Source organism: Polynucleobacter sinensis (assembly GCF_001595985.1).
GTDB lineage: Bacteria > Pseudomonadota > Gammaproteobacteria > Burkholderiales > Burkholderiaceae > Polynucleobacter > Polynucleobacter sinensis.
Window position 1 is genome coordinate 304,314 of record NZ_LOJJ01000001.1, and the last position, 16,114, is coordinate 320,427.

The following is a 16,114-nucleotide window of genomic DNA, read 5'->3' on the forward strand; positions in this document are numbered from 1 at the left end:
CGCTGCTATGCTTCTAATACCTGCAATTGATTTAAAAGACGGCCACTGTGTTCGACTAGAGCAAGGTGACATGGACAAGGCCACGGTTTTTTCTGAAGATCCTGGCGCAATGGCGACACATTGGATTAGCAAGGGCGCACGTCGCTTGCACCTAGTTGATCTCAATGGCGCATTTGCCGGAAAACTCAAAAATGAATCTGCTATTAAATCTATTCTTAAGGCGGTAGGAGATGAAATTCCTGTTCAGCTTGGTGGTGGTATTCGTGACCTAGAAACGATTGAGCGTTTATTGGATGACGGCATTAGTACAGTCATTATCGGTACGGCTGCTGTCAAGAGTCCGGGGTTTGTGCAAGATGCGTGCACCGCTTTTCCTGGACATATTATGGTGGGTTTAGATGCGCGTGATGGCAAAGTTGCCACGGACGGTTGGAGCAAAATTACAGGTCACGAAGTGATCGATCTTGCTAAGAAATTTGAAGACTACGGCGTGGAGGCAATTATCTACACCGATATTGGTCGTGACGGTATGCTCAAAGGCGTGAATATGGATGCGACGATCAAGTTGGCCCAAGCCATTCGCATTCCGGTAATTGCAAGTGGCGGACTATCAAGCAACCAAGATATCGAGGCACTTTGTGCGGCTGAGGAAGAGGGTGTTATGGGCGTGATTGCGGGCCGCTCTATTTATGCTGGCGATCTCGATTTAACTGCGGCCCAAAAGTATGCCGATGAGCTGACTCTCAAGTTTGCAAAGAAAATTGTCTAGAGTGCTTCTCAGTGCTAACTAAACGAATTATTCCTTGCCTTGATGTAACGGCAGGCCGTGTTGTAAAGGGCGTGAACTTTGTTGGTTTGCGTGACGCCGGTGATCCAGTCGAGATCGCAAAGCGTTATGACACTCAAGGCGCTGATGAGTTAACTTTCCTGGACATTACTGCAACATCAGATGGGCGCGATCTCATTTTGCACATCATTGAAGATGTTGCATCCCAGGTGTTTATTCCTTTGACCGTTGGCGGTGGTGTGCGTGCTGTAGCGGATGTGCGTCGTTTGCTTAATGCTGGTGCTGATAAGGTAAGTATGAATTCATCAGCGGTAGCAAATCCAGATTTAGTTTCTGATGCTGCTGCGTACTATGGTTCTCAGTGTATTGTTGTCGCGATTGATGCCAAGAAGACCGAGACGGGAAATTGGGAAGTGTTTACTCACGGCGGTAGAACTGCTACTGGTATGGATGTTGTAGCCTGGGCAACAGAAGTGGCCAAACGTGGTGCTGGTGAAATATTACTTACTAGTATGAATCGCGATGGTAGTAAAGATGGATTTGACCTTGAGTTAACTGCGGCGGTCAGCGATGCGGTGAGCGTTCCTGTTATTGCTTCTGGCGGAGTAGGCAATTTGCAGCACCTGGTCGATGGCATTACGAAAGGTCATGCTGACGCTGTTCTTGCGGCGAGTATTTTTCACTATGGTGAATACACTGTGGGGCAGGCAAAAGAATACATGGCGAGCCAAGGAATTCCGGTGCGGATTTAAGTGGTAATAAAGCAAATTTAGAAAAGATATTCATGAGCATATTTACCCCAATCCAATCGTTAGAAGCCGGCCCATGGCTGGATGCTGTTAAATGGAATGAGCAAGGTTTAGTTCCTGTGATTGCTCAAGAGCTAGGTAGTAAAGATATTTTGATGATGGCTTGGATGAATCGCGATGCTTTGCTGGCCACTTTGCGCTTAGGAGAGGCAGTGTATTGGACTCGTTCAAGACAAAAACTGTGGCACAAGGGTGAAGAATCTGGCCATACCCAAAAGGTCAAAGAAATTCGTCTTGATTGCGATGGCGATACGATTGTTCTTTTGGTTGAGCAAAAAGACGGCATTGCATGCCACACTGGCGAGCATAGTTGCTTTTTTCAGCGGTGGGATTCCACGAAATCAGCTTGGGTTGATGAGTCTCAGGGAAAAAATAGGACTTCTTAGTTTTCCTGGCATAAAAGACATAAAATCTCTTTATGACTAGTCCAGCCAATACCCCTTCTAATTTAGATGCTGCTTTAGCCCACTTGGCTAATGTGGTGGATCGGCGCCGCGATGCATTCAAAGCCGGGCAAGCCGATCCAAAAACTTCTTATACAGCCCTGCTCTTTTCCAAGGGTGATGATGGCATTTTGAAGAAAATTGGCGAGGAGGCTACTGAAGTGGTCATGGCGGCCAAGGATGCTCGCAATGCCAACCTAGCTCCTGAGCAGCAAAAGCTTTTGGTTGGAGAAATGGCCGATCTCTGGTTTCACTGCCTGATTGCTTTATCTCAATTTGGCTTGCGGCCGGAGGATGTGATTGCCGAGCTGGAGCGTCGTTTGGGTACTTCGGGTATTGAAGAAAAAGCTGCCAGAAAAGCCGCTCATAAGGAGTAATCGATGTCCCACGATCCAAATTGCCTGTTTTGCAAGATTTCCCAGGGATTAATTCCCTCTCAGAAAGTGTATGAGGATGAGGAAATCTGTGCCTTTAAGGACATTAACCCAGCTGCGCCAATCCATTTCTTGATGATTCCTAAAAAACATATTCCCATGTTGGAGTCTGCGCAAAGCGACGATGCCCCTTTGCTAGGTAGAATGATGGAATTAGCGCCACGTCTGGCCAAAGAGCAGGGTTGCCGCCCAGGAAAAGACGGCGGCTTTAGATTGATGGTAAACAATGGCGCGGATGGTGGGCAGGAGGTTTATCACTTGCACTTGCATGTGATGGGCGGTCCGCGTCCCTGGAAAAAATAGTCTGAGGAGATTGAAATGGGTTCATTTAGCATTTGGCATTGGTTAATTGTTTTGGTAATCGTGATGTTGGTATTTGGTACCAAAAAATTACGTAATATCGGCACCGACTTGGGAGGCGCGGTAAAGGGTTTCAAAGATGGTATGAAAACATCGGATGAGCCACAAAAAGCAAATGATCAAATTCAGCAATCTGCCGCAGGCACTCCAGAGAAGACTGTAGATGTGCAAGCTAAGGATGTGAACAAATAATTGTTTAATTTGATGCACTCGAATGCGGTGCGCAATGCATTTCAACTTCTATGATTGATCTTGGTGTTTCAAAGCTTGCGCTAATCGCTGTAGTGGCCCTAGTGGTCGTTGGCCCTGAGCGTCTTCCAAAAGTCGCGCGTATGGCTGGCAATCTTTTTGGTCGTGCGCAGCGTTATATGGCTGACGTGAAGTCTGAGGTTAGTCGTCAAATGGAAGTTGAGGAATTTAAGAAATTGCGCGAGGAAAGCGTTTCCGCATTTAAGGATGTCGAAAACACAATTCAATCCACCGTTCATGAGGCAGGCGCAAATCTTAGCGATCAAGCGGATATTTTTGAGAGCAATTTCACTAGAGCGCCGCTTGATGCAAAAGAAGTGTTACAAAAATCCATGCGTCAAGGACGCAAGAGCTGGGGCGTAAGGCGGGCTGCTAGACCAATTTGGTTTAAACGTTCTACGGGTATGCGTACAAGAGTTCAATCCGGTGCTGCTCGTATGAAGCGTTTTCATCACAGCGCTAATAAATAAGCAGTCAATACATTCAGCTATACAGCTAAACCCACACCAGAACTCAAAACAAGCCATATTTCGATGACGCAAAATAATTCAACAGAAGATTCAGGTTTACAGGAATCTTTTTTATCTCATTTATATGAGTTGCGTGATCGCATTATTAAATCTGCACTAGCAATTATCATTGTTTTTGTTAGTTTGGTGTATTGGGCGCCCGATATTTTTCATCTGTTTGCGCAGCCCCTACTTCAGGCATTGCCCGCGGGTGGCAAGATGATTGTCACTGACGTGACGGGCTCATTTTTTGTGCCTATGAAGGTAACGATGTTAGTTGCTTTCTTAATTGCTTTGCCTGTGGTGATGTATCAATTGTGGGCTTTTATTGCTCCCGGGCTCTATCAGCATGAGCGAAAGCTAATCCTGCCCTTGGTAGTGAGTAGCTACAGTTTGTTTATCTTTGGAATGGCTTTTGCTTACTTCCTGGTTTTTCCAACTGTATTTCAATTCATGGCGAGTTATAACGCACCATTGGGTGCGGAAATGTCGACAGATATCGATAACTATCTGAGTTTTGCCATGACGACATTTTTAGCATTTGGTATTACCTTTGAGGTACCAGTCGTTGTTGTGGTTTTAGTCCGCATGGGAATGGTTCCCTTAGCTAAGCTTAGGGAGATTCGCCCCTATGTGATCGTAGGCGCATTTGTGATTTCAGCTATTGTTACGCCGCCCGATGTCTTATCCCAGCTGCTGTTGGCAGTGCCCATGAGCTTGCTATATGAATTGGGCTTATTGATTGCGCGCTTCTACGTATCAAAACCATCTGAGGATGAGGTTGGTGGCGCGAAAGATGCTGACCCTCAAGCAAGCACTTGATCTTGTGAGAAGGTAGTTTTAAGCCACTCCGTTACTCGATCAAAGCGGTAACGTCTTTGTCGTAAATTACCCTCTTGATCCGCATCGCTTCCAGCGAATGCTTTTCCAGCGGCTAAGAGTGAGCGACGTTGTTGTGTCGTATCAATCTGAATCAGTCTAGGTAATATTTTTGGCAGTTCATGACGAATATCTACAACCACACAGTGCTCATGTTGTAGCTGCCCGACATCACATAAAAGCAATTCGGCTTTGCTCAAATTAAATTGATTGGCAATAATCAGTCTGTGGCATAACAAAATCCATTCATGATCGAGCTTATGTTCGGCATGATGATTGAGAGCCTCTTCTGCAAAAGTAGCTAGCTCATACCAGTCATTTTTTTGAGGGTTGGATACATTCTCTAAAATTTTCCCGAGTAATTCTTTTGCCTCAGGCACTCCTTGCTGATGTGCCTGCCAAACCCAATAGGAAGCCTGAAGTCCCCGCACTTTCTCTTCAACCTTTTCGCGTTTGCGCCACAAGTTGGCACCTCTTCTGAATTGGGCTTGTGGGTGACCCAGGTCAGCGGCACGATCAAAGCAGCGATCGCTCTCGGCAGCGTTGTATCCTGAAAACTGTGGACGGCGATATATCTCACCTAGAGCAAACCACGCATCACGGTCTCCATCCTTGGCTGCCAACTCTAACCAGTAAGCGGCTTTTTTCAGTGAGGCATTGGATTTCCCTGCTAGCTGGCTAGACGCCGCTTTTTCATCATGAGATTGATCTTCAAATTGCGCTAGGCGTAAGCCCAATGTGAGCTTTGCAATCGTAAGCCCCAGTTCAGCTGCTTGAATTAAGGCCGCCTCATTCTTTTCGGAGAGCCAGGCACTCCAAAGGGAGGAAAGCGCCTCATCTTTAGGTTGAAGCTTAATGAGAAGTTCTTTTGCGGCGTTGGTGAATGCCGTTTCTGATTCTGCCAATTGAAGAAGAAAATCCTTGGCAGTTTTTTGCAGTGATGAAAAATCAGTGCCAGCTTTGTGTCTCTGAACCCAGTTGGCAATTTCAGTTTGCAAATCTTTTTTATTGGGGTCTAGTAGTAATGCGGCTAGTTGCCATTGGGCCGCAGAGCTCGCGGAAACATTGGCTTCTGCTAATTTCCAGAACGATTCCCAGCCAAAAGAAAATGCCGGAGAATTAAAAGTTCCTTCTAGCGGAACCAGTGAGATTTGCTCCAGAATCTCCAAAATTTCAGCTGAAGTGCTTGCCGATCCTGAAATTTCAGTATTTCTAGAGCTCAATTCGCTAACTATTTGATTTTGAATGGATAAATAGGATTTCTCCAGCCAAATCAGGGCATTAGCGGGCTGAATGGGGGTTTTAAACGCCCCAGTCAGGTAGGCGGATGCCAATTTTTGTTGTGCGGATACATCACCCAGTCGGGCAGATTGTAGGATTTTTAAGAATTCACGGCTCGCCATGTGACAATTTTGACATCTAAGGCCATAAAACACCCGAAAAGGATGCCCTTGTTGCCGTGATACAACAAAGAAAACCAAAAAACTGCCTTTTGACAAGCAAAAAGAGTTCCTAAATACCCTTACCCCCAGTCTAGCTGGGCAAAACAAGCAAAATTCATAGGTCCCAGTTTTATTCGGGCATTACTTTCAATTTATGGAGATTTAAAGAATGAAAAAATCGCTATTCGCAGTTGCAGCGGTAACAGCTTTTGCTGGTGCTGCTCAAGCTCAGTCATCAGTGACTGTTTACGGTATTTTGGACGCTGGTTTCTCAGGTAAATCAACATCTACACCTACATCAGCTTCAGGTGGTGTTAACAAGACAACTACAACCAAGTTTGGTGATAGCTATGAGCAGTCAAGCCGCTTAGGCTTTAAAGGTCAAGAAGACCTCGGTGGTGGTTTGTCAGCTGTTTTCACAATTGAAACAGGTTTGAACAATACATCAACTACATTCTCTTCGATGAACAATCGTCAGTCTTTTGTTGGTTTGAACAAAAAAGGTCTTGGTCAAGCTGCTATCGGTACACAGTACACTCCAGTTCACATTGCGTTTGCTGCTACTGACCCAGGTCAAAACAACAATACCGTTGGTAACGTAGTACGCCCTCAAGCTGGTACAGACGGTGGTCAGTCTACGGCTTCTTCTGCTTACACAATTAGCACAACCAATACATTGACAGCGCAAAGCGATTCTTTCGCTGGTTTCAAATTCAATGCTCAGTACACACAAAACGGTGTAGATGCAACACAACGTGGTAACCAAACTACTGTTGCAACAAACGGTGGTAACACTAACTTCACTGGTTGGGGTTTGGGTGCTAACTACACATGGAATAAATTGTTTGCAACCCTTGCTTATCAGTCATTCAAGATCGAGGCTAATAACGCTGCAACATTGACTCCAACAGCTGCTTCAGTTGGAAGCCCTGGTACAACTTGGTCTGAGGCTTCATTGCCAAACACTACGGATCGTCAGTGGTATGCTGGTGTTACATATGATTTCGGTATCTTGAAGGCATACGCTAACTACATCAACCGTAAGGCAACTTCTGGTTTGAATTCTAACCAGTATGCTAGCCGTACTGCCGAGCAGATCGGTGTTCGTAGCTTCATTACTCCAACAATCGAAGCTTGGGGTTCAGCTGGTTTAGGTCGCTACAGTGCTTTTGGCGAAGGTCAGCCAACAGTTAACTTTAATGCTTGGCAGTTGGGTTCTAACTACTGGTTGAGCAAGCGTACAAACTTGTATGCAATCTATGGCCAGACTTTGACATCAAGCGCATCTGCAGCTTATAACGTTAATGCTGGTGGTGGTGCTAAGGCTAGCCAGTATGCAATGGGCGTTCGCCACACTTTCTAATTGGATGCTAGCTTAGCTAGTTGATAATTTTTAAGTAGTTGCAAAGTTGTAATGAACCCACTGTGGTAACACAGTGGGTTTTTTCTTTGCTGGAATATTGGTTTATTCTGAAAATCACCAATCTTGTTTGTTTCGATTGGAGGAGTGATCAGTCTTGGAGTAAATAAAATAGAGAGTAAATGATCTATGGTTTGGCATTTAGAAGGCGCTCAATACGGTGCTTAAATCACTATTAGGGCAAGCAAGTCTTAGCTTGAAAAATGGCAATGCTAAAGAGGCAACTGCGATTCTTCAAAAGGCTATTTATTTACACCCTAGCTCCTATGAGCCACACTATAAGCTTGGCATGCTGTATGCAAGGGCGGGTCAACTTGATTTTGCAATTGAGAGTTTGCAAAAAGCAATTGCTATAAATGATAAAAATTCAGAGGTGTATTACAACCTCGGTTTAATTCTATCAATGGATGAGCAGTATGAGGCTGCCCTTCATGCCTATGAGAAGGCTCTAGATTTAGCGCCTTCTGATATTGAGGCGCAAATTAATATGGCTGGGGTTTTGAATAACTTAGGTCGATATCAAGAAAGTTTGGACGTTTCACAAAATGTGATCTCCAGGAATTCGAGTTATGCGCAAGCATGGTTTAACCAAGCTAGCTCGCAAAAGCAATTGTATTTATTGGAGGATGCCTTAAGGTCCTATGAAGGCTGTTTACAGTTGAGTCCTGCTTATGCTGAGGCCTGGGCTGCAAAAGGAATTTTATTGGATGCAATGAATAGGCCCAAAGAGGCAATCCTTGCATTTAATCAAGCTTTAGTAATCAGGCCTAATTTTTATGAGGCCTGGAAAAATAGGGCGGATACATTTTATTCAGCCTTGGCACTTGATAGCGCCATCGAAGATTACCGTAGAGCAATCAGCTTAAGTCCAAACTTTATAGATGCTTGGAGTAGCTTAGGAAATGCCCTTCAAGATCAAGGTAATTATCTGGAGTCGATTAAGGCATTCGACAAGGTGTTGCAATTAAATGCCCATCATGACTTTGCATTAGGATCTCATGCCTTTCTTAAGCGAAATGTGTGTGATTGGAATGATGTCAAAACCGAGATGGATAAGATAGTGCAAGCAGTTAATGGCGATCAACTTGTTATCCACCCATTTTATCTTTTGGCTATGAGCGACGATGAAGCCAAGGTTCTTGATGTAGCTCGGACATGGGTCGGCGCTAAACATGTATTAAAAGATGGGCTTCCCGAAATTTCTTCAAGGACCAAGAGGAGCCGTATACGGCTTGGATATTTCTCAGCTGATTTTCGTCTGCATGCAGTGGCTCATTTAATTGTTGGGCTTTTAGAGTCCCATGACAAATCTCAATTTGAAGTTTTTGGTTTTGCCTTTGGTCCGAATGCGCAAGATGGAATGAATGTAAGAATATCTTCAGCCTTCGATCGCTTCATTGACATACGGGAAATGTCGGATAAGGACGTAGCGCTTTTGGCTAGAGAGCTTGAAATCGATATTGCTGTGGATCTCACGGGCCTGACTCAACATAATCGACCCGAAATATTCATGCATAGAGCAGCGCCAATACAAATCAATTACTTGGGCTATCCAGGATCTGTTGGGTACAAAGAGATGGATTATTTGATGGCCGATAAGGTGGTGATTCCTCCAGAACATCGGCAGAACTATCTTGAAAAGATTGTTTATTTACCAGATACCTACCAGGCAAATGATTCCAAAAGGGAGATTGCAAATCGTGCTTTCGCTCGGCAGGATTTTGGATTGCCGCATAAGGGTTTTGTATTTTGTTGCTTTAATAATCTTTACAAAATTACACCAACCTCTTTTGATAGTTGGATGAGAATTTTAGGGCGAGTAGAAGGTTCTGTCCTTTGGTTATTAGACGGCAATCCTACTGCTGTGAATAATCTAAAAAAAGAGGCCATGAAAAGAGGCATTAATTCATCCCGCCTGGTATTCGCTCCAAGGGCAGAGTTAGCAGAGCATCTCGCACGCCATTGTTTGGCGGATTTGTTTATTGATTCCTTGCCTTATGGTGCGCACACTACCGCAAGCGATGCGCTATGGGCTGGTTTGCCAGTGCTGACCTGTTTAGGTAAGACATTTGTAGGCAGGGTTGCGGCATCGCTACTTCATGCAATGAGTATGCCGGAATTAGCTGCTCAAAATATTGAGGATTTTGAGAATATGGCAGTTGAATTGGCGCTAAATCCAGAGCAACTACAGTTGTTAAAAGATAAGCTGCACAAAAATAGACTCACCACCCCATTGTTTGATACAAAACTATTTGCTCAAAATATTGAGCGGGCATATTGCAAAATGATGGAGAGGCATCTCTTAGGATTACCCCCCGATCATTTAGATATTGAGTCAGCTAATCGCTAGTCTCGGTTGAGAATTATTTTTTTAAGCTGTCTCTAATTTCTCGAAGCAAGACAGTGTCTTCTGGTGTGGGTGGAGCTGGTGGGGCATCTATCGTGCGAACTTTATTGACAATCTTGACCATTTGAAAAATGACAAATGCCAGCAAAATAAAGTTGATTGAGATAGTGATGAAATTGCCATAAGCAAAAATTGGTACCCCAGCCTTTTTGAGTGCGTCAAAAGTGCGTGGAACCCCCTCTGGAACCCTCCCCAGAACAAGAAAGAGGTTGGTAAAGTCAATGTGACCACCTAAAAGGGTTGAAATGACCGGCATCACAATGTCATTTACCAAGGAGTCGACGATTTTCCCGAAAGCCCCGCCAATAATCACACCAACCGCTAAATCAATAACATTTCCCTTGACTGCGAAGTCCCGAAATTCCTTTAAAACAGCCATAAATACCTTTCTTTTCTATTAGATTGAGATTAACTCAAGATTAACCCCATAACTTTCTTGCATACCCTACTTTTTACTTTAAAATCTTACCTTTAAGCAATTTCCACCCATAAATGCTCTTCCAAGGAATTTTGTAAATGAGTGACAAGCCCTGTATGGACAAGGATCGTCGTAATTGGTTGATCGCTACTTCAGCGGTTGGCGGCGTTGGTGCTGCCGCAGCCCTTTACCCTTTTGTTGATAGCTTTGAGCCTTCCGAGCGCGCTAAGGCGGCTGGAGCAGCTGTTGAGATCGATATCGCCGGTATGCAGCCAGATGAGATGAGAATGGTTGAGTGGCGCGGCAAACCAGTTTGGGTAGTGCGTCGCACTCCAGAGCAAGTGGCTGAGCTCTCCAAAATTGACTCAGAGCTTGCAGACCCTGATTCTTTAAGGGATCCAGCCCAGTTCACCCCTCCATACGCCCAGAATCAATGGCGCTCAATCAAGCCTGAATACCTCGTAGTAGTTGGGATTTGTACGCATTTGGGTTGCTCACCCACGGCAAAATTTGAGGCAGGTCCACAGCCATCTTTGCCCAACACTTGGCCAGGTGGCTTCCTTTGCCCATGCCATGGTTCTACATTTGACATGGCCGGCCGAGTATTTAAGAACAAACCAGCCCCAGATAACCTTGAAGTGCCGCCACATATGTATTTGAGCGATACCAAGATTCTGATTGGCGACGATAAGAAGGCCTAAGGAGAGATAAATGGCATTTCACGAAAAAGAAGTTCCGGCAGACGCTCCTGTAGCCCAGAAGGTTCTGGCTTGGGTTGACTCCCGTTTCCCCCTGACATCCTCGATTAAAGCCCATTTAACCGAGTATTACGCTCCTAAAAACCTCAATTTTTGGTACTTTTTTGGCTCTTTAGCGATCGTTGTATTGGCTTTGCAGATCATCACCGGCATTTTCTTGGTAATGAACTATAAGCCTGATGCAGCCAAGGCTTTTGAGTCCGTTGAGTACATCATGCGCGAAGTGCCTTGGGGCTGGTTGATTCGCTATTTGCACTCTACTGGTGCCTCGATGTTCTTCGTGGTGGTGTATTTACACATGTTCCGTGGATTAATCTACGGTTCATATCGTAAGCCACGTGAATTGATTTGGATCTTCGGTTGCGCGATTTTCTTGTGCCTGATGGGCGAGGCTTTCTTCGGATACTTGCTCCCATGGGGTCAAATGTCTTACTGGGGTGCTCAAGTAATCGTTAATTTGTTCTCAGCAATCCCATTCATTGGTCCAGACCTCTCATTATGGTTGCGTGGCGACTATGTTGTAGGCGATGCCACCCTCAATCGTTTCTTCGCATTCCATGTCATTGCGATTCCATTGGTATTGATTGGCTTGGTTGCTGCTCACATCATTGCCTTGCATGAGGTTGGCTCAAACAACCCAGATGGTGTTGAAATCAAAGAAAATTTAGACGCTAGCGGCAAGCCCGTTGATGGCATTCCATTCCATCCTTACTACACCGTTCACGATGTATTTGGATTAGGCGTGTTCTTGATGGTTTTTGCTTGCATCGTCTTCTTTGCTCCTGAGATGGGCGGATACTTCTTGGAAGCAAACAACTTTGTTCCTGCTGATCCATTGCAAACGCCTCCGCACATTGCCCCAGTTTGGTACTTCACGCCGTTCTATTCAATGTTGCGTGCAACAACTACCAATTTCTTATTACCACTATGGATTTTCTTGGCGGTAATTTTGGGGATGTTCGCACTGAAATCCAAAGATCTCAAAGTTAAAGGCGCATGCGCAGCGATTGCGCTTGTCTTAGCTGCTGGCTTCTATGCATTTGATGCGAAATTCTGGGGTGTTGTGATTATGGGTGGCTCAGTAGTCATCATGTTCTTCTTGCCTTGGTTGGATCATTCACCAGTGAAATCGATTCGCTATCGCCCACAATTCCATAAATATATTTATGGGGTTTTTGTGATTAGCTTTGTGATTTTGGGTTACTTGGGAATTGAGCCGCCATCACCAGTTTTTGAAAAGATTTCTCAGATTTGCACGATTTATTATCTGGGCTTCTTCCTGGCAATGCCGTTTTGGAGCACGCTTGGTACTTTCAAGCCAGTTCCAACACGCGTTACTTTTAAGTCCCATTAATTTACGCCTGAGATATTGGCAAAGAGAAATTAGGAACTAGTATGAAACGAATTCTGCAAACTTTGATGGGCGCCTGCCAGGCTACAGTTTTGGTTGCTGCCCTTGGTTTTAGTTTGATTGCTAACGCTAACGAAGGCGGCTTTCCATTAGATAAAGCACCTGATCGCGTTAGTAGCAATGCATCGCTGCAAAATGGTGCAAAGTTATTTGTGAACTATTGCTTAAACTGCCATGCAGCTTCGAGTATGCGTTACAACCGTTTACGTGATATTGGCCTCACCGATCAGCAAATCAAAGACAACTTGATTTTGAATGATGCAAAAGTTGGTGATCTCATGACGATCTCAATGACGCCAAAAGAAGGCAAGGCATTCTTTGGAAAAAATCCTCCAGACTTATCGGTTGAGGCTCGTGCGCGTGGAACGGATTGGTTGTATACCTACTTCCGCACTTTTTACAAAGATGATGCAACGCAAACCGGTTGGAATAACTTGGTCTATCCAAACGTAGGTATGCCGCATGTTCTTTGGCAGTTACAAGGTGAGCGTGCTGCAAAGTTTGAGGAGCGCAAAGATCCACATGATGAGAGTCGGACAGAAAAAGTATTTGTTGGTTTCGAGCAATTGACTCCGGGAACTATGAAGCCGCAAGAGTACGACGACAATATCGCTGACTTAGTTGCCTTTATGTCTTGGATGGCTGAGCCAGTTCAACTCGAGCGTAAGCGTCTAGGAGTTGTAGTGTTGATTTTCTTGGCAATCTTCACTCTACTGGCCTGGCGTTTGAATAAGGCTTACTGGAAAGATATTCACTAAGCCAAAGTTGTAATGGATTTAAAGTCGCATTTGTTTGTGCGTTTGTTGTATTGATGTAGAAATTTAAGGAAATAAATTTATGATGGTGTTGTACTCGGGCACTAACTGCCCATTCTCGCAACGCTGCCGTTTGGTGCTTTTCGAAAAAGGCATGGATTTTGAGATCCGTGATGTGGACTTGTTTAACAAGCCGGAAGACATCTCGGTAATGAACCCTTACGGTCAGGTACCAATTTTGGTTGAGCGCGATTTGATTTTGTATGAGTCAAATATCATTAATGAATATATTGATGAGCGCTTTCCGCACCCACAACTGATGCCGCCAGACCCAGTGGCACGCGCACGCGCAAGACTCTTCCTCTTTAATTTTGAAAAAGAGTTATTCGTACACGTAGCGGCTTTAGAGAATGAAAAAGGCAAAGCTGCCGAGAAGGTTCATGAAAAAGCGCGTTTAGCGATTCGTGATCGCTTGACTCAGCTCGCCCCAATTTTTGTAAAGAACAAGTACATGTTGGGCGAAGAGTTCTCTATGCTTGATGTAGCCATTGCTCCTTTATTGTGGCGCTTGGAGCATTACGGTATTGATCTCTCTCGTAATGCTGCTGCTTTGTTGAAATACGCCGAGCGTATTTTCAGTAGGCCTGCTTACATTGAAGCGCTAACACCTTCAGAAAAGGTAATGCGCCGCTAAGCGGTTCATTACTCAGGCGGCTTCTTCCGCATGTCTGATATTCCAAGCAATAAACCTTACCTAATCCGTGCGCTGCATCAGTGGTGTACGGATTTTGGTTTTACCCCCTTTATTGCTGTTTTCGTCGATGAAAACGTTGAGGTGCCTATGGAGTTTGTTAAGAACGATGAAATTGTTCTTAATCTATCTCTTGAGGCATGTCATCAGCTTAATTTAGAGAATGACTGCATTAGTTTTCAGGCTAGATTTGGGGGATTCCCCAGAAAAATCATGGTTCCGGTGAGCCATGTACTTGCTATCTATGCTCGAGAGAATGGTCAGGGCATGTCATTTCCCTTTGATGCTGGTAGGGCTAATAAGCCCAAAGAGCAGAGCCCTGAAGGGCCTGAACAAGCCAAGGCCAGCAGACCTGCCTTAACGATTGTGAAATAGGTTAGAATATTAACCGTTGCCCCTTTAGCTCATCTGGTAGAGCAACTGATTTGTAATCAGTAGGTGGTCTGTTCGAGTCGGACAAGGGGCACCAACACAAATTCTTCATGAATCAAATCACAATTATTCTGATTCACACTGGGCACGGAACTCCGCCGAGCTACCTTAGGGATGCTTTAGAGAACACTCTAAAAATTGCAAAAAAAAGTCGTGTTGTTTTTTTATCTAATGAGATAAATCGCGATGAATTTGATGGATTGATTCAAAGCTTTCAATTCAATCGTTTAGACGTTGAGTTTGTTGCAATAGAAGGTATTCCTGAGGGTGAGTTTTCTAGAAGATTTAGGGAAACCTCAGGTCTAGATCGTGTATTTCGTGATGGATTTTGGTTCAATGCATCGAACCGTTTCTTTGTGCTGGCAGATTACATGGCACACGCAAGAATCGAGAATGTAGTACACCTTGAAAATGACTATGTTCTATATTTCGATCCTACAGATAAGTTCCAGGCCTTTTCTGAATATGCTGATTTTTCTGTGCCGCTGGATAGGGTTAGGGCGATACCCGGAATAGTTTGGTTAAAGAATTCAAAGGTAGCGAACGGATTGGCTAAATATATTTCAGAAAATTCTCATCTCGACGACATGCATAATCTTGGTCGGTTTTGCTATGAATCACCTGAATTAAATGCGAAACCATTGCCAACATTGCCTTATCTTTATGCCAAGAAGAAGGATTTAGATATCGGAAAATACTCAAGTGGGATTGACTTGTTTGGTGGGGTATTTGATGCTGCCGCTATAGGCCAATATGTTGGCGGGATTCATTGGATGAATAATTCTGCGGACACTACGTTTTTCATCAATGAAAGTAGCGATCTTAATCTAGATGAGTTTTTGTTCTCATGGGTCTTACAGGAAGGCCTCAAAAGCCCGGTCTTAATTTTTGATGAGGAATTTACTCCCGTCTTGGGAATGCATGCCCATTCAAAAAATTTAGTTGGCATATCTCCATTCAATCACGGAGTGCCAAAGGATACTGAAAGCGTAGTTACTGGCGAGCGCATACAAGCACTTTGTGAGCTTACAATTGGCACTCCTTCGATTACTCAATTTCATGGGCGAAATAATATCCAATCTGAGGATTTGATAGAGTTGGCTGAAGATCAGCAAGGAAATTTGCTTCCACCATCAAATGACATAATCGAGAGGGTTTGTAATGCAAAATCTATTTTTCTCTATACGCATTTAATACCATACTTTAAGTATTATCTAGCACCAAGAATTGACTCTCCATTTACCTTAGTGACCCATAATTCAGATCACTCGGTCACGATAAATGACTTTCAGTTGCTAAACCATCCGTGGCTTAAAAATTGGCATGCGCAGAATTGTGAATTTAGTCATACGAAGCTAAAACCATTACCGCTGGGCCTTCAAAATCAACAATGGGGTGTAGAAAAGATCCAAGAAATAGTTAGCGCTGGAAAAAAAATAAGCAAAGAAAAGATCCTGTACGTTAATTTTTCGACTCATACGCACCCTTCAAGAGTTGCTGCAATGCAGGTCATGAAAGAGTTGAAATATCCGACTATTGAATTAGATGTAAATTATCAAACTTATTTGCAGAATCTAGCAATTCATAAGTTTTGCCTTTGCCCAAGGGGGAATGGAATTGATACGCATCGTTTTTGGGAGGCTCAGTATTTGGATTGCATACCCATCATATTGTGGCGTGATTGGACCATGGCGTATTCTGAAATGCCGATTTTAATTCTGGATAGCTGGAATGATCTTCAAGAGCTTGACCTAGAAAAAATTTACATCTCTCTTACTAATAAGAAATATTCAAGAGTTAGTTTGGATTTGCAGTTCATTGATAGGCAAATAAATGATATCTAAGACGCT

At 44.1% G+C, this 16,114-nt stretch carries 18 protein-coding genes and 1 tRNA gene; 17 read left to right on the forward strand and 2 right to left on the reverse strand.

Translation table 11 applies throughout. From position 1 onward, the window contains the following. Window positions 1-7 precede the first annotated feature (7 nt). The 8 genes from hisA to tatC all read left to right on the forward strand — a co-directional run bounded on the left by hisA (window position 8) and on the right by tatC (window position 4,413). The gene (hisA, locus tag AOB49_RS01710; RefSeq protein WP_062307137.1) at window positions 8-769 is read left to right on the forward strand and encodes a 1-(5-phosphoribosyl)-5-[(5-phosphoribosylamino)methylideneamino]imidazole-4-carboxamide isomerase; all 762 of its coding nucleotides are present in this window, start codon (window positions 8-10) and stop codon (window positions 767-769) included. Between the two features lie 11 nt (window positions 770-780). Beyond that, complete coding sequence (gene hisF, locus AOB49_RS01715) at window positions 781-1,539, forward strand: imidazole glycerol phosphate synthase subunit HisF (RefSeq protein WP_062307140.1); 759 nt, start codon at window positions 781-783, stop codon at window positions 1,537-1,539. Between the two features lie 32 nt (window positions 1,540-1,571). After that, window positions 1,572-1,982 carry a phosphoribosyl-AMP cyclohydrolase gene (gene hisI, locus AOB49_RS01720; protein ID WP_062307141.1) on the forward strand — a complete coding sequence of 137 codons (411 nt, stop codon included), beginning with the start codon at window positions 1,572-1,574 and terminating at the stop codon, window positions 1,980-1,982. A 32-nt stretch (window positions 1,983-2,014) separates the two neighbouring features. After that, on the forward strand, window positions 2,015-2,416 hold the full coding sequence (locus tag AOB49_RS01725; RefSeq protein WP_062307144.1) for a phosphoribosyl-ATP diphosphatase: 402 nt from the start codon (window positions 2,015-2,017) through the stop codon (window positions 2,414-2,416). 3 nt (window positions 2,417-2,419) lie between these two features. Further along, on the forward strand, window positions 2,420-2,776 hold the full coding sequence (locus AOB49_RS01730) for a histidine triad nucleotide-binding protein (protein ID WP_062307145.1): 357 nt from the start codon (window positions 2,420-2,422) through the stop codon (window positions 2,774-2,776). A gap of 15 nt (window positions 2,777-2,791) precedes the next feature. Next, window positions 2,792-3,025, forward strand: a complete 234-nt coding sequence (gene tatA, locus AOB49_RS01735) for a Sec-independent protein translocase subunit TatA (RefSeq protein ID WP_062307147.1) — start codon at window positions 2,792-2,794, stop codon at window positions 3,023-3,025. Window positions 3,026-3,075: 50 nt separating this feature from the next. After that, window positions 3,076-3,552, forward strand: a complete 477-nt coding sequence (gene tatB / locus AOB49_RS01740) for a Sec-independent protein translocase protein TatB (protein WP_062307148.1) — start codon at window positions 3,076-3,078, stop codon at window positions 3,550-3,552. A 63-nt stretch (window positions 3,553-3,615) separates the two neighbouring features. Then, the gene (gene tatC, locus AOB49_RS01745) at window positions 3,616-4,413 is read left to right on the forward strand and encodes a twin-arginine translocase subunit TatC (RefSeq protein WP_062307151.1); all 798 of its coding nucleotides are present in this window, start codon (window positions 3,616-3,618) and stop codon (window positions 4,411-4,413) included. On the opposite strand, the gene AOB49_RS01750 is transcribed toward tatC, so the two are convergent. Beyond that, a complete protein-coding gene (locus AOB49_RS01750; protein WP_062307152.1) occupies window positions 4,398-5,873 on the reverse strand; it encodes a tetratricopeptide repeat protein in 1,476 nt (491 codons plus the stop codon). The two genes, tatC and AOB49_RS01750, sit on opposite strands and share 16 nt — an antisense overlap. Window positions 5,874-6,081: 208 nt before the next feature. Between AOB49_RS01750 and AOB49_RS01755 the strand changes: the two genes are divergently transcribed. Both AOB49_RS01755 and AOB49_RS01760 read left to right on the forward strand, forming a co-directional pair. Continuing rightward, a complete protein-coding gene (locus AOB49_RS01755) occupies window positions 6,082-7,275 on the forward strand; it encodes a porin (RefSeq protein ID WP_062307154.1) in 1,194 nt (397 codons plus the stop codon). 217 nt (window positions 7,276-7,492) lie between these two features. Beyond that, window positions 7,493-9,682 (forward strand): tetratricopeptide repeat protein, encoded by a 2,190-nt coding sequence (locus AOB49_RS01760; protein WP_062307156.1) that lies wholly within the window; start codon window positions 7,493-7,495, stop codon window positions 9,680-9,682. Window positions 9,683-9,695: 13 nt separating this feature from the next. Here the strand turns inward: AOB49_RS01760 and mscL are convergent, their stop codons facing one another. Further along, a complete protein-coding gene (gene mscL, locus AOB49_RS01765) occupies window positions 9,696-10,118 on the reverse strand; it encodes a large conductance mechanosensitive channel protein MscL (RefSeq protein WP_062307159.1) in 423 nt (140 codons plus the stop codon). 137 nt (window positions 10,119-10,255) lie between these two features. Between mscL and petA the strand changes: the two genes are divergently transcribed. The 7 genes from petA to AOB49_RS01800 all read left to right on the forward strand — a co-directional run bounded on the left by petA (window position 10,256) and on the right by AOB49_RS01800 (window position 16,108). Continuing rightward, window positions 10,256-10,858, forward strand: a complete 603-nt coding sequence (gene petA, locus AOB49_RS01770) for a ubiquinol-cytochrome c reductase iron-sulfur subunit (RefSeq protein ID WP_062307162.1) — start codon at window positions 10,256-10,258, stop codon at window positions 10,856-10,858. A 10-nt stretch (window positions 10,859-10,868) separates the two neighbouring features. Further along, on the forward strand, window positions 10,869-12,269 hold the full coding sequence (locus tag AOB49_RS01775; RefSeq protein ID WP_062307164.1) for a cytochrome b: 1,401 nt from the start codon (window positions 10,869-10,871) through the stop codon (window positions 12,267-12,269). A gap of 41 nt (window positions 12,270-12,310) precedes the next feature. Beyond that, a complete protein-coding gene (locus AOB49_RS01780) occupies window positions 12,311-13,084 on the forward strand; it encodes a cytochrome c1 (RefSeq protein ID WP_062307166.1) in 774 nt (257 codons plus the stop codon). 79 nt (window positions 13,085-13,163) lie between these two features. Beyond that, window positions 13,164-13,775 carry a glutathione S-transferase N-terminal domain-containing protein gene (locus tag AOB49_RS01785; RefSeq protein ID WP_062307169.1) on the forward strand — a complete coding sequence of 204 codons (612 nt, stop codon included), beginning with the start codon at window positions 13,164-13,166 and terminating at the stop codon, window positions 13,773-13,775. A gap of 30 nt (window positions 13,776-13,805) precedes the next feature. After that, window positions 13,806-14,207, forward strand: a complete 402-nt coding sequence (locus tag AOB49_RS01790) for a ClpXP protease specificity-enhancing factor (RefSeq protein WP_062307172.1) — start codon at window positions 13,806-13,808, stop codon at window positions 14,205-14,207. Window positions 14,208-14,225: 18 nt separating this feature from the next. After that, window positions 14,226-14,301, forward strand: a tRNA-Thr gene (locus AOB49_RS01795). A 163-nt stretch (window positions 14,302-14,464) separates the two neighbouring features. Then, entirely contained in the window at window positions 14,465-16,108 is a 1,644-nt protein-coding gene (locus AOB49_RS01800; RefSeq protein ID WP_172793381.1) for an exostosin domain-containing protein, read from the forward strand. Window positions 16,109-16,114 lie beyond the last annotated feature (6 nt).